We start from the raw sequence: 13342 nt of genomic DNA, 5'->3' as shown, positions 1-13342 counted from the left end.
AGGTGATGAACGTGTTCGACGTGGACCGATATCTCGAGCGGATCGGCTGCGCCGGAGAAAAGGGTGTCGACATCGGGACGCTGCGGAAGCTGCACAAAAGGCATCTGATGGCGATTCCGTACAACGGCGCCACCCAGGACTTCAGCGACGGACTCAGCCTCGTCGACCTCGACGAGGACACCACGTTCGAGACGAGCGTGATCCAGGGCTGCGGCGGAACCTGCTTCCAGCTGAACCGGCTGTTCCACCGGCTGCTGGCGGAACTGGGCTACGACGTCACGCTGCTGGCCGCCAGCACCGCCGAGGGCTGGGAGGCCTCCGGCATCGACGTGGAGCACATGTTCAACCGCGTCGCCCTGGACGGCGACGAGTGGCTCGTGGACGTCGGCTACCCCGGCCCCTCCTTCGTCGAGCCGCTGCTGGTCTCCGACGCGGTGCAGAACCAGTACGGCTGTCAGTACCGCCTGGTCGAGCGCGGATCCAGGATCGCTCTACAGCGCCGCGGCAAGGTCACCCGGTGGAGCGTCGTCTACACCTTCACGACCGGACCCCGGGAGCTGAGCGACTGGAAGGACATCGAGGACTTCCTCGTCCGGGAGATCGCGGCGCAGGCCGGATCCCCGGGGGGCCAGAACATCCTGTGCGGCCGGACCTTCGACGACGGCCAGGTGGTCCTGAAAGGACGACGGCATCTGACGGTCCGTGACGGCCGCGAGGAAATCCGCACGATCACGGACGACTCCGAGCACGAGCAGCTGGTCTCCCACATGCTCTCCGGCGAATTCAAGTGACTCCGAAAGGGAAAACAATGGCGAACGAATCTGCCGATGTGGTCGTGATCGGCGCAGGCCCCGCCGGCGCGGTCGCCGCCTACCTGCTCGCCAAGCAGGGACGCTCCGTGGTGCTCCTGGAGAAGGAGCCCGACCCCCGGTTCCACATCGGTGAGTCCCTGCTGCCGTACATGATGGGTCTGTTCGAGCGGATCGGCCTGCGCGAGGCGGTCGAGGCCCAGGGGTATGTGCGCAAGTTCGGCGGCGAGTTCATCGACCCGACCGAGAAGAAGTTCTTCGAGGGCGTCTTCCGCGCGGACTTCACCAAGCAGGGCGCCGGCCGCCACGACAACGCCTTCCAGGTGGAGCGCGCCAGGTTCGACCGGATGCTCGCCGAGCAGGCCGCGGCCGCCGGCGCGGAGGTCGTCTTCGGCGCGAACGTGGGCGATCTGCTCATGGAGGGCGACCGCATGGTCGGCGTCCGCTACCAGCTCGACGGCGTAAGCCACGAGGTGCGCTCCACGTACGTCATCGACGCCAGCGGCCGGACCGGCAAGATCGCCAACAAGTTCGGGCTGCGCAAGACCCTCGAGAAGCTCCGCATGGTCGGCGTCTTCCGCCACTACACCGGCCTCGACGAGCGCCACAACCTCGGTGTCGAGGGCGACATCCAGGTCGGCGCCCACGACGACGGCTGGGTCTGGGCGATCCCGCTGTCCAAGGACGCCATCAGCGTCGGCACGGTCATGCCGCGCGACGTGCTGCGTGCCTCGACCCCGGAGAAGGTGTTCGAGGAGCACGTCGCCAGGATCCCGCGGATCACCGCGCGCCTGACCGGGACCACGCCCGCCATGGACCTCAAGATCGAGACCGACTACTGCTACCACACGGACACCGTCACCGGTCCGGGCTGGCTCATGGTCGGCGACGCGGGCTGCTTCGGCGACCCGATGTTCTCCGGCGGCGTCCTCGTGGCCACCGCCACCGCCGTCCGCGCGGCCGAGACCCTCGGCGAGGCCCTGGCCGACCCGTCGGCGGAGGACCGCCTCATCGAGCGGTACGCCAACTACTTCAAGACCGGCTACGACACCTACATCCGCCTCATCCACGCCTACTACGACGGCGAACTGGTCGCCATGGCCGCCGACGCCGCCCGCTCCACCGACCGCGACACCCTGGAGCGCTACCTGATCCGTCTGATCGGCGGCGACTTCTGGAGCGAGCACAACTCGGTCGCCCAGGAGATGCGCCGCCGCAAGGAATGGGACACCTTCGCGCCCTTCCAGCGGGTCTACGGCTGCCCCTCCTACCCCCACCTGGACGAACTCGACCGCAAGGAGCGCTCCGAGTCGCGGGTCCGCAAGGTGACGGCGGGCCGGTAGGGACGTCATGGCATCCATTCCGCTGCGCACCGCAGACCACGCGTACGACGTCCTCGTCGGCCCCGGCGTGCGTACCTCCCTCGCCGAGGTCGTCCGACGGCTGGGCGCCAGACGGGCCGTCGTCGTGTCGGCCCGCCCGGCGGAATGGGTGCCCGACACCGGCGTGGAGACCCTGCTGCTCCCGGCCCGGGACGGGGAGCGCGACAAGACCCTCGCCACCGTGGAGGCGCTCTGCGCCGAGTTCGTCCGCTTCGGCCTCACCCGGACCGACGTCGTCGTCTCCTGCGGCGGCGGAACCACCACCGACGTGGTCGGACTCGCGGCCGCCCTCTACCACCGCGGCGTACCCGTCGTGCATCTGCCCACGTCCTTGCTGGCGCAGGTGGACGCCAGCGTCGGCGGGAAGACGGCGGTGAACCTGTCGGCCGGCAAGAACCTCGTCGGCGCGTACTGGCAGCCGAGCGCGGTCCTGTGCGACACCGACTACCTCTCCACCCTGCCGCCCCGGGAGATGCGCAACGGCTACGGCGAGATCGCCCGCTGCCACTTCATCGGCGCACCCGACCTGCGCGGACTCCCCCTGCCCGACCAGATCACCGCGAGCGTCACCCTCAAGGCCCGCGTGGTGGAGGCCGACGAACGCGACTCCGGCCTCCGGCACATCCTCAACTACGGCCACACCCTGGGCCACGCGCTGGAGAAGGCGACCGGCTACGCCCTGCGCCACGGTGAGGCGGTCGCCGTCGGCACGGTCTTCGCCGGCCGCCTCGCCGGGGCGCTCGGCCGCATCGACCGCGCACGGGTGACGGAGCACCAGGAGGTCGTCGAGCACTACGGCCTCCCCACCGCCCTGCCCGCCGAGACCGACCCCGCGACCCTGATCGGCCTGATGCGCCACGACAAGAAGGCCATGAACGGCCTCGCGTTCGTCCTCGACGGCCCGGACGGCGCGGAACTGGTCGGCGACGTCCCGCACGAGAAGGTCGCCCAGGCCCTCGACGCCATGCCCCGCGCCGCACTGACCGAACTCGTCGGCACCACCGGGCCGACGATCCCCCCACCCACCGTTACGGCCACAGCCATGACCCCCACGACCATGACGGCCCTGTCATGAGGCAGTTGCTCCAGTGGCCGGCCGGTACCGACCTGCCCGCCGACGCCGACCGTCCCACGAGCCGGCTCCTGGCCGGGCGGTTGGCGGCGGCCCTGGCCCGGCCCGCCGCACAGCAGCCCGAGTGGCCCGACGAGGAACAGGCCCAGGACGTAAGGGCGTTGCTGCGCAGCGCCGAACCGCTCGTGCGGCCGGCCGAGACGGCCCGGCTGCGGGCCGGGCTGGCCGCGGTCGCCCGCGGCGAGGCGTTCCTCCTCCAGGGCGGCGACTGCGCCGAGTCCTTCACCGAGAACACCGAGGCCCACCAGCTCGCCAACCTGCTGACCCTGACCCGGATGGCCGACGTCCACACCCGCCGCACCGGGCTGCCCGTCGTCAAGGTCGCCCGGATGGCGGGCCAGTACGCCAAACCCCGCTCCCGGGCCGTGGACGGCGACGGACTTCCCGCCTACCGCGGCGACATGGTCAACTCCGCCGAGCCCACCCGGGAAGCCCGCACCCCCGACCCCTACCGCATGCTGCGCGCCCACGCCGACGCCGTGGGCGCGATGGCCCTGATCCGCCGGCTCGCCGACGACGGCCTGCCCGCCGGCGACGTCCACGTCAGCCATGAGGCGCTGCTGCTCGACTACGAGCAGTCCTCGCTGTGGGTGGACGACAGCGGCCCCGAGCCCCGGCTCGCCAGCGGACTCGGCCACTTCCTGTGGATCGGCGAGCGCACCCGCGGGCTCGACGGCGCCCACATCGCGTTCGCACGCCTCCTCGCCAACCCCATCGGCCTCAAGATCGGCCCCGGCACCACCCCCGAGCAGGCCGTCGCATACGTACGCCGGCTCGACCCGTACGCCGAACCCGGCCGCCTCACCCTGATCAGCCGCATGGGGCACACCCGGGTCCGGGACGTGCTGCCGCCGATCGTGGCGGAGGTCGCCGCCTCGGGCCACCAGGTGATCTGGCAGTGCGACCCGATGCACGGCAACACCTACACCTCGGCGAACGGTTTCAAGACCCGGCGCCTCGACGCGGTACTCGACGAGATCACCGGCTTCTTCGAGGTCCACCGACGGCTCGGCACCCACCCCGGCGGCATCCACGTCGAACTCACCGGCGAACACGTCACCGAATGCGTCGGCGGAGCGGTCGGGATCACCGAAGCCGACCTGCCCGCCCGCTATCGCACGGCCTGCGACCCCCGCCTCAACGCGGACCAGGCCCAGGAACTCGCCGGTGCCGTCGCCGAGTCGGCGGCACAGGGAACCACCGGCCGGAAAGCGGGGCCGTGATGACCGACCCCGCACCGGCCCCCACCGTCCAGGGCACCACCCGGCTGTACGCTGTCCTCGGCGACCCCGTCGCGCAGGTCCAGGCGCCCACGCTGATGAACCCGGTCCTCGCCGGACTCGGCATCGACGCGATCGTCGTCCCGGTGCACGCCCGGCCGCAGCACCTCGACGCGATCGTGAACGGCCTGAAGCAGGTCGCCAACCTCGACGGCCTGTTCGTCACCGTGCCCCACAAGGCGGCCGTCCGCCGGCTCGCCGACCGCCGCTCCAGGACCGTCGACATCGTCGGCACCGCCAATGTGCTGCGCCGCGAGGCCGACGGCCGCTGGCTCGCGGAGAACTTCGACGGACTGGGCTTCCTGGTCGGACTCGACGAGGCCGGACACGACATCGAGGGCACCCGCGCCGCACTCGTCGGCACGGGCGGAGCGGGCAGCGCCATCGCCGCAGCCCTCCTGTCCGCCGGCGTCGACCGGCTCTCCCTGTACGACACGGACACCGCGCGGCTCACCGCGCTCGCCGCCCGGCTCCGGGCGCACTGGCCCGACCGGGTGCACACCCTGGGCGGACCACAGCTGGGGGACGTCGACATCGCGGTCAACGCCACCCCGCTCGGGCTGCGCCCGGACGACCCGCTGCCGTTCGAACCGGCCGCGCTGCGACCGGGCAGCATCGTCGCCGACATCGTCATGAAGCCCCACGAGACCCGGCTCCTGCGCGAGGCCGCCGCCCGAGGACACCGCATCCATCACGGAATTCACATGCTCGAGGGACAACTGAATTCCTATAGAGCCTTCTTCGAGTTGCGGTGAATTCCGCCGCTCACTACCGGATCAAGGGATGCAGGAGGACCGGCAGGAACCTACTTTGGACCTGTTGTGCAGTAGTTCTGTGCCCTGCATCGAGTCATTTCCGATTTCTTGTCCGATCTCTTGGAGAATCATGAACGTGCGACAGGCGCCGGAATTCCCCGAGTGGCCGCAGTACGACGGACACGAGCGCGAGGGCCTCATCCGTGCACTCGAGCAGGGCCAGTGGTGGCGGATGGGCGGCAGCGAAGTCGACTCCTTCGAGCGGGAGTTCGCCGCCTTCCACGGAGCCCCGCACGCCCTCGCCGTCACCAACGGCACCCACGCCCTCGAACTCGCCCTCCAGGTCATGGGAGTCGGCCCGGGCACCGAGGTCATCGTCCCGGCCTTCACCTTCATCTCCTCCTCCCAGGCGGCGCAGCGGCTCGGTGCCGTCGCCGTCCCGGTGGACGTGGACCCGGACACGTACAACATCGACGTGGCGGCGGCCGCGGCGGCCGTGACCCCGCGCACCCGCGTCATCATGCCCGTGCACATGGCCGGCTTCCTCGCCGACATGGACGCGCTCGGCAAGCTCTCCGCCGACACCGGAGTCCCGCTGCTCCAGGACGCCGCCCACGCCCACGCCGCCCGCTGGCAGGGCAAGCGCGTCGGCGAGCACGGCACCGTCGCCGCGTTCAGCTTCCAGAACGGCAAACTGATGACCGCGGGCGAGGGCGGCGCCGTCCTGTTCCCGGACTCGGAGCGCTACGAGGCGGCATTCCTGAGGCACAGCTGCGGACGCCCCCGCACCGACCGCCGCTATCTGCACCAGGTCGCCGGTTCCAACCTGCGGATGAACGAGTTCTCGGCCGCGGTCCTGCGAGCCCAACTCGGGCGCCTGGAAGGGCAGATCAGGACGCGCCAGCAGCGCTGGGCGGTCCTCTCCCCGCTGCTGGCGCAGATCGACGGCATCGTCCCGCACCGCCCCGACGGGCGCACCGACTTCCCCTCGCACTACATGGCGATGTTCCGGGTGCCCGGCATCGGCGAGGAGAACCGCAACGCCTTGGTCGACCGGCTCGTGGCGGCCGGCATACCGGCGTTCGCCGCCTTCCGCGCCATCTACCGCACCGACGCCTTCTGGGAGACGGGCGCCCCCGACGAGACCGTCGACCAGGTCGCCGCCCGCTGCCCCAACACCGAGGCCATCAGCGCGGACTGCATCTGGCTGCACCACCGCACCCTCCTCGCCGAGGAGCAGGCCCTGCACCGCACGGCGGAGATCATCGCGGACGCCGTGGCCGCCGTATGAGCGTCAGGACAGCCGTCGTCGGGCTCGGCTGGGCGGGGCGGGAGCTCTGGCTGCCCCGGCTGGCCGCGCACGCCGACTTCGACGTCGTGGCCGTAGTCGACCCCGAGCAGGGGGCACCCGACGTGGCACCGGGTGTGCCGGTCCATCCGACGGCGGACGCGCTCACGGCCCATGACGTCGACCTGGCCGTCGTCGCCGTCCCCAATCATCTGCACGCCGAGGTCGCGGCCGCGCTGCTGCGCCGGGGCATCTCCGTCTTCCTGGAGAAGCCGGTGTGCCTGACCTCCGAGGAGGCCGACATCCTGGCCGCCGCCGAACGCACCGGCGGCGCCGTGCTGCTCGCCGGGAGTGCCGCCGCGCACCGCGGTGACGTGACCGCCCTGGCCCGCCTGGTGCCGGAGCTGGGCCGGATCCGCCATGCCGACCTGGCGTGGGTGAGGGCGCGCGGCATCCCGCAGGCCGGCGGCTGGTTCACCCAGCGCAGCAAGGCCGGCGGCGGCGTCCTGTTCGACCTCGGCTGGCACCTGTTCGACACGCTCGCGTCCCTGCTCGGCCCGGCCGGCTTCACCCAGGTCGTGGGTGTCACCTCGAACGACTTCGTCGGCGCGGGGACCTTCGGCGCGGCCTGGCGACAGGACGAACCCGCCGCCACCGCCGCCGCCGGTGACGTCGAGGACACCGCCCGCGGCTTCTTCGTCCGCGACGACGGCGTCTCGGTCTCCCTGCGCGCAGGCTGGGCCTCCCACGAGGCACTCGACGTGACCCGCATCCGACTGGCGGGCAGCGCCGCGACCGCCGAACTGAGCTGCACCTTCGGCTTCAGCCCCAACCGCGCCCCCCACGCCCGGCTGACCCTGACCCGCGAGGGCACCACCACCCCCCTGCCGGTCCCGGACGAACCCATCGGCCACGAGTACGGGCGCCAACTCGACTCTCTCGCCGCCCTCCTGTCCGACCCCGCCCGCCGCGGCAGAGCCGTCGACGAGGCCCGTACGACGGTCCGCCTCATCGAGGAGTTCTACGCCTCGGCCCGTGGCGGGACCGTGCGCAGTGCCGTACCCGCCCATCAGTAGGAGGTGAACAAGCCCATGCGATCAGAGATCTCACCCCAGACGACCGCCACGGCGACGGTGACGGCGACTGCGACGCAGACCCTTCAGCCGGTCGTCCGCGCCGTGGTCTTCGACCTGGACGGGGTCCTCGTCGACAGCTTCGCGGTGATGTACGAGGCGTTCGCCATCGCCTACAAGGAGGTCGTCGGCGACGGCCCGGCTCCCTTCGAGGAGTACACCCGCCACCTGGGCCGCTACTTCCCGGACATCATGCGGATCATGGGCCTGCCCCTGGAGATGGAGGAGCCCTTCGTCCGCGAGAGCTACCGGCTCGCCCCCCAGGTCCCGGTCTTCGACGGCATCGTGGAACTGCTCACCACCCTGCGCGTACGCGGCCTCAGGCTCGCCGTCGCCACGGGCAAGAGCGGACCGCGCGCCCGCTCCCTGCTCGACCAGCTGGGCCTGCTGCCCTTCTTCGACCACGTCATCGGCTCGGACGAGGTGGCCCACCCCAAACCGGCCCCGGACATCGTCGAGCACGCCCTGGACCTCATGGGCTTCTCTCCCGAGGAGGCCGTCATGGTGGGCGACGCGGCGACCGACATCGCCAGCGCCCACGGCGCCGGCGTGGCCTCGGCGGGCGCCCTGTGGGCCCTCTCGGACGCCGGCGAACTCCTCGCCGCCGAGCCGGGCGTCGTCCTGCGCCGCCCCGCCGACCTGCTGGCCCTGTGCCCGTCCGTACCAGGTGTCTGAGGAGCGGGGCGGGGGATGGGGCCGGGCGGAGACAACGCGTCGACTGGAGGCTCGGAGCCGGGCGGAGGCAGAAGGCCGGGCAGAGGCAGAAGGCCGGGCAGAGGCTCGGAGCGAGGCGGAGACTCGGAGCCGGGCGGTGGTCCGGCGCCGGGTGGGGACGTAGTGCCGGACGCCGGCTGGGCCCGGAACGGAGGCACGGCGCCGACCGGCGGGACAGCACGAGCCCGGGACGCAGCACGCGTCGAGGACGCTACGCGAGCCGGGGACGTGGCGCGTTCCCGGGGCACAACTCATGCCGGGGACGCCGCGCCAGCCCGGGATGCGGCGCGTGCTGGTGACGCTGCGCGCGCCGGGGACATGGCGCGTCCCCCGGACACAAGGCGAGCCCACGACACAAGGCGAGCCCAGCACACAACGCCCGCCGCAGAGCCCACGCCCGTCCACCACCTCGGCGTCGACATCGGCGGCACCAAGGTCGCCCTGCGGGTCGAGGCCGACGGGGAGTGCGTGGACGAGACGGTCTTCGCCTGGCGCCCGCGCCACAGCGCCGACCGTGATCTCGCCCAACTGGCCGACCATGTCGATGAGTTGCGTGAGAAGCTGGACGCGCCCCTGCGTGCGGTGGGTGTGGCGGTGCCGGCCACCGTCGGACCGGACGGGCATGTCACCGCCTGGCCGAGCCGCCCGGAATGGACCGGCACGGACCTCGGCGGCGCACTGCGCACCCTGTTCCCCGGCACCCCCGTCGCCTGGGCGGACGACGGCGACCTCGGTGCCCTCGCCGAGGCGCGGGCCGCGGGCTGCGAGGACCTCCTCTACGTCGGCATCGGCACCGGCGTCGGCGGCGGCCTCGTCATGGGGGGCGAGCTCTGTCCGGGCCCCGCCCGCGGCTCCTTCGAGATCGGGCACATGATCGTCGAACTGGACGGCCCGCCCTGCGTCTGCGGCCGCCGCGGCTGCCTGCAGGCGATCGCCTCGGGACCGGCCACCCTGCGCCACGCGACCCGGCTGCGGGGGAGCGAGGTCGGGTACGACGTGCTGCGGCAGGGCTGGTGCGACGGCGAGCCGTGGGCGATCGCGGCGCTGTGGCGCACCGGCCGGGCCGTGGCCGCCGCGGCCGTCGGCGTCCAGGAACTGCTCCACCCCCGACTCCTGCTGATCGGCGGCGGCTTTGCGAGCGGTGTCCCGGGTCTGCCCACCCTGGTGGCGGACCAGCTCGCGGAACTCGCCCGCCCCGGGATGCCGCAACTCGAGGTGGGGCCCGCCGCGTTGGGGGCCCTGTCCTCGCTGCGAGGCGCGGTGGCCCTCGCCCGTCAGCTGCGGCCGTGACCTCTCAGTTCACCAAGACCGTTACGGCCGTACCCAGCCGGCTGCGCAGGTCGTCCACCAACCCGGCGGTCTCCTCCGGGCCGTCGGCCGTGCCGAAGACGTGATAGTCCGGCCGGATCAGCACCGCACTCGCGCCCGACTCGGCCAAGTACGCGCGGTAGAACCCGTCCACGTCGACCGCATCGACCGCATCGACCACATCGGCGGCCCCCGCCGAGGTCTCCCCGGGGGCCGACAGCCGTACGACATGCGTGTCGAGCGCGGTGAGGAAGGACCACCGCTCCGCACCGAGCGCGGCCCGCGGATCGTCGTCGGTGGTGAGCAGGACGAAGCCACGCCCCACCACCTCGTCGAACAGACCCGTGCCGCCAGGCCCGGACACCCGCCCCTGCGGCACCACCGCACCGGCCAGAGCCCCGGACGGCCCGTGCAGCAGCCCGGCGGACAACGGCTTCGCCGGCTCGGGCGCCCCTGGCTCCGTACGTCCGCGCCGCCCGGCGAGAACCGTCGCGTCCCGCTCCTCGGCGGCCTCCGGGTCCGTCACACAGATCACCCGGCCCAGCTGCACCGAGGACAGGATCGAGTCCTTCACATGCTGCCGGCGTTCCTCCGCATAGGTGTCGAGGACGGCGGCGTCGGCCAGACCGCGCAGCGTCAGATCCAGTTTCCACGCCAGGTTGGCCACGTCCCGGATGCCGGAGCACATGCCCTGTCCGGCGAAGGGCGGCATCAGATGCGCCGCGTCACCGGCGAGCAGCACCCGGCCCGCCCGCCACTCGTCGGCCCAGGCGGCCCGGAAGATGTAGGTGGTGCTGCGCAGCAGCGTGGCGGTGTCGGGGGTGACACCGAACGGCTTGAGCAGCCGCCAGGCCGTCTCCTCCTTGTTCAGCTCCGCGCTGCTCTCGCCGGGCAGCCGCATGAACTCCCAGCGGCGATGCCCGGGGCCGCTGCCCACCAGCGTCGTGGGCCGGGCCGGATCGCAGATCTGGACGTTGGTCGGGGTGAACTCGCGCGGCTCGTGCAGTTCGACGTCGCACAGCAGCCACTCGTACGAGAACCCGAGGTCGGTCATCGCGACGCCGAGGTGCTCGCGCACGAAGCTGTTGGCGCCGTCGCAGCCCACGACCCAGCGCGCCCGTACGGTCTGTGACGTCCCGTCACCGTCCTCGACGGTCAGTGTGACCTGCTCGTCCCGCTCGGTGAGGTCGACGACCCGGTGCCCGCGCAGCAGGGAGATGCCGGGCAGTGCCGCCGCCCTGGCCGCGAGCAGTTCCTCGAGGGTGGGCTGGTGCATGGTGTTGGCGTCGGGCCAGCCGTAACGGCCCTCGGGGGAGAAGGCGATGTCCAGCAGCGTCCGGCCCGCCGCGGTGCGCCACTGGTAGCCGGTGGCGGGCTCGGTGATCCCGCCGAGGCGGTCCCCGATCCCGGTGGCCGCGAGCAGCCGGGCGGTCTCCCCGTCGAAGCTGGTCGCCCGCGGCAGCACATACGGCCGGGGGCGTCGCTCCAGGACGGTCACCCGCCGGCCGCGCTGGGCGAGCAGCACCGAAAGGGCGGCTCCGATCGGCCCGTTGCCGACGATGGCCACGTCCGTGTCGTACGGGTGCGTGGTGGACATCGTGAACCCCATTCGCGAAGTGTCGGAAAGAAAAGGTTTCGGAAAAACGCGGAAAAATTTGGTGCGGTGTCCCCTATCAGGTCGGGGGATGCCGGACCGGAATTCGCTCTTCTAGTGTGTGGTAGTGCCACGCAATTTACGGGATCAATACGGGCCGGCTCTCGAATCGCGGTCGAGTCTCGCTGGTTCCCCCCACGCAAGAAGGAATTCACCCATGACGGAAACCATCCGGAAGACAATGGACCTGCCACCGGGGCGGTCCGACGTCGTCCACTGCTCCTGGGTGCTGCACCAGGTGTCCGAGGCCGAGGAGCCGCTGCGCCGCATGGCCCGCGCACTGCGCCCGGGCGGCCGTCTGGAGCTGGAGTGGGCGGGCGCCCAGCCGCGCGGCGCGGGCACCGGACCCCTCGGGATCCTGCGTGCACTCGCCGCCACTCCCAGGTGGAAGGACCTGTTCGCCGCGGCACCGCCGGCGCTGCACGGCCACCCCGCCGACACCGTGGCCGACGTCCTCACGCAGGCCGGGCTGGAACTCACCCACTACGAGCCCCGGCTCCCGCCCCCGTTCGGCGGGAAGGAGCGCGTGCGCCCGAGAGTCCGCGAACTCGCCGGGATGCGCACGTGGTTCAGGTGGACCTGGTTCGCCGCCGAGGCCGAAGCCCTCGGCGACCTGTTCGACGAGTTCCTCGACGAATCGATGTGGGCGCTGGTCGAGGCGGGGGAGACCGACCCCCATCACGCCAGGATCGTCGCCCGGCGGCCCGTCTGAGCGGTCAGCCGTCGAGCGAGAGCGCCCGGGCCGGACACAGATCGACGGCCTCCCGGACCTCCGGCAGCTGTACGATCTCGGCCTCGGCGTCCAGCACGACGACAATGCCGTCGTCCTCACCCTGGTCGAACACCTCCGGCGCGATCAGCACACACTGACCCGCGCCGACACAACGGTCGGTGTCCGCGACTACTTTCACGGCGATCGCCTCCTACGGGGGAAGTGCAGGCCCGCCCATGATGCCCGACGGGCAGGAAATCGGCGCACTCCCCGGACGCCGCCGACACCGCCGCCCCAGCGAAACTCAAGTCACCTCCAGTCAAATACAGTTCAGGAATTGAAGAGCTCTGTGACAAGAGCACAGCGATGGCGGAAGGAATTTCTGGCCGTGCCTCACGTACCGGAGCAATTCGGAAAATGGGTCCGCCAATACCAGCCGGCGCCGGACAGTGAGGTGCGCCTGGTGTGTCTGCCGCACGCCGGCGGATCCGCGAGCTTCTACTTCCCCCTGGCGAAGGCGCTCGCGCCCGCGGTGGAGGTGCTGGCGGTGCAGTACCCGGGCCGGCAGGACCGCCGCAACGAACCCAACATCACCGACCTCTCCGAGATGGCCGACCGGATCTTCGCGGCGATACGCCATCTCGACGACCGCCCGCTGGCCCTGTTCGGGCACAGCATGGGCGCCGTCCTCGCCTACGAGCTCGGCCTGCGCCTGCAGGACGCCGGACTGCCCGCGCCCGTACGCCTCTTCGCGTCCGGCCGCCGCGCCCCCTCCTGCGACCGTGGCGAAGGCGTGGACCCGGGCTCGGACGAGCGGATCCTGGTCGAACTGCTCCGGCTGAGCGGCACCCCCGCGGACCTGCTCGCCGACCCGGAGATCCGGGAGATGATCCTGCCTCCGATCCGCGCCGACTACCAGGCCGTCATGGCCCACCGCTTCGCCCCCGGCCGCAGTCTCGACTGCCCGGTGACCGTCCTCACCGGCGACAACGACCCCCGGGTCTCGATCGACGAGGCGGCGGCCTGGGACGTGCACACCACCGGCCCCACGGAAGTGAAGGTCTTCCCCGGCGGCCACTTCTTCCTCGCCGACCAGAGCACGCCCGTGACCGCGCTCCTCGCCGACCGGCTGGCCGGACAGGGCGCCGGCAGCCGACACGAAGCCCGGATCTGAG

13 protein-coding genes are annotated in these 13342 nt (G+C 71.8%); 11 read left to right on the top strand and 2 right to left on the bottom strand.

The annotated features are described in order from the left end of the window. Positions 1–11: 11 nt before the first annotated feature. From PH203_RS42925 to PH203_RS42885, 9 genes are all read left to right on the top strand, one after another. Positions 12–791, top strand: coding sequence for an arylamine N-acetyltransferase (locus tag PH203_RS42925; RefSeq protein ID WP_289927582.1), 780 nt, complete (start codon positions 12–14; stop codon positions 789–791). Positions 792–808: 17 nt separating this feature from the next. Continuing rightward, positions 809–2152, top strand: a complete 1344-nt coding sequence (locus PH203_RS42920; RefSeq protein ID WP_289927580.1) for an FAD-dependent oxidoreductase — start codon at positions 809–811, stop codon at positions 2150–2152. A 7-nt stretch (positions 2153–2159) separates the two neighbouring features. Beyond that, complete coding sequence (locus PH203_RS42915) at positions 2160–3266, top strand: 3-dehydroquinate synthase family protein (protein WP_289927578.1); 1107 nt, start codon at positions 2160–2162, stop codon at positions 3264–3266. Further along, complete coding sequence (locus PH203_RS42910) at positions 3263–4546, top strand: 3-deoxy-7-phosphoheptulonate synthase (protein WP_289927577.1); 1284 nt, start codon at positions 3263–3265, stop codon at positions 4544–4546. Before PH203_RS42915 ends, PH203_RS42910 begins: the two co-directional genes overlap by 4 nt. After that, entirely contained in the window at positions 4546–5358 is an 813-nt protein-coding gene (locus PH203_RS42905) for a shikimate dehydrogenase (protein WP_289927576.1), read from the top strand. Before PH203_RS42910 ends, PH203_RS42905 begins: the two co-directional genes overlap by 1 nt. Before the next feature lie 130 nt (positions 5359–5488). After that, positions 5489–6649, top strand: a complete 1161-nt coding sequence (locus tag PH203_RS42900; protein WP_289927575.1) for a DegT/DnrJ/EryC1/StrS family aminotransferase — start codon at positions 5489–5491, stop codon at positions 6647–6649. Continuing rightward, on the top strand, positions 6646–7722 hold the full coding sequence (locus PH203_RS42895; RefSeq protein WP_289927573.1) for a Gfo/Idh/MocA family oxidoreductase: 1077 nt from the start codon (positions 6646–6648) through the stop codon (positions 7720–7722). Before PH203_RS42900 ends, PH203_RS42895 begins: the two co-directional genes overlap by 4 nt. Before the next feature lie 15 nt (positions 7723–7737). Beyond that, on the top strand, positions 7738–8454 hold the full coding sequence (locus tag PH203_RS42890; RefSeq protein ID WP_289927572.1) for an HAD-IA family hydrolase: 717 nt from the start codon (positions 7738–7740) through the stop codon (positions 8452–8454). Positions 8455–8811: 357 nt separating this feature from the next. After that, complete coding sequence (locus tag PH203_RS42885) at positions 8812–9783, top strand: ROK family protein (protein ID WP_289927571.1); 972 nt, start codon at positions 8812–8814, stop codon at positions 9781–9783. Between the two features lie 4 nt (positions 9784–9787). On the opposite strand, the gene PH203_RS42880 is transcribed toward PH203_RS42885, so the two are convergent. Next, positions 9788–11398, bottom strand: coding sequence for a bifunctional 3-(3-hydroxy-phenyl)propionate/3-hydroxycinnamic acid hydroxylase (locus PH203_RS42880; RefSeq protein WP_289927570.1), 1611 nt, complete (start codon positions 11396–11398; stop codon positions 9788–9790). Between the two features lie 214 nt (positions 11399–11612). Here PH203_RS42880 and PH203_RS42875 point away from each other — a divergent pair, with 214 nt between their 5' ends. Beyond that, positions 11613–12167 (top strand): methyltransferase domain-containing protein, encoded by a 555-nt coding sequence (locus PH203_RS42875; protein WP_289927569.1) that lies wholly within the window; start codon positions 11613–11615, stop codon positions 12165–12167. A 4-nt stretch (positions 12168–12171) separates the two neighbouring features. Here the strand turns inward: PH203_RS42875 and PH203_RS42870 are convergent, their stop codons facing one another. After that, positions 12172–12366: a ferredoxin gene (locus PH203_RS42870; RefSeq protein ID WP_289927568.1), complete on the bottom strand. Its 195-nt coding sequence runs from the start codon at positions 12364–12366 to the stop codon at positions 12172–12174. Positions 12367–12555: 189 nt separating this feature from the next. Here PH203_RS42870 and PH203_RS42865 point away from each other — a divergent pair, with 189 nt between their 5' ends. Beyond that, positions 12556–13341, top strand: a complete 786-nt coding sequence (locus PH203_RS42865) for an alpha/beta fold hydrolase (RefSeq protein ID WP_289927567.1) — start codon at positions 12556–12558, stop codon at positions 13339–13341. The last annotated feature ends 1 nt before the right edge of the window (position 13342 follow it).

The organism is Streptomyces sp. S.PB5, from assembly GCF_030403745.1.
Classification (GTDB): domain Bacteria; phylum Actinomycetota; class Actinomycetes; order Streptomycetales; family Streptomycetaceae; genus Streptomyces.
The sequence above is the reverse complement of the archived record's forward strand: the minus strand, read 5'-3'. Positions and strand labels throughout refer to the sequence as shown.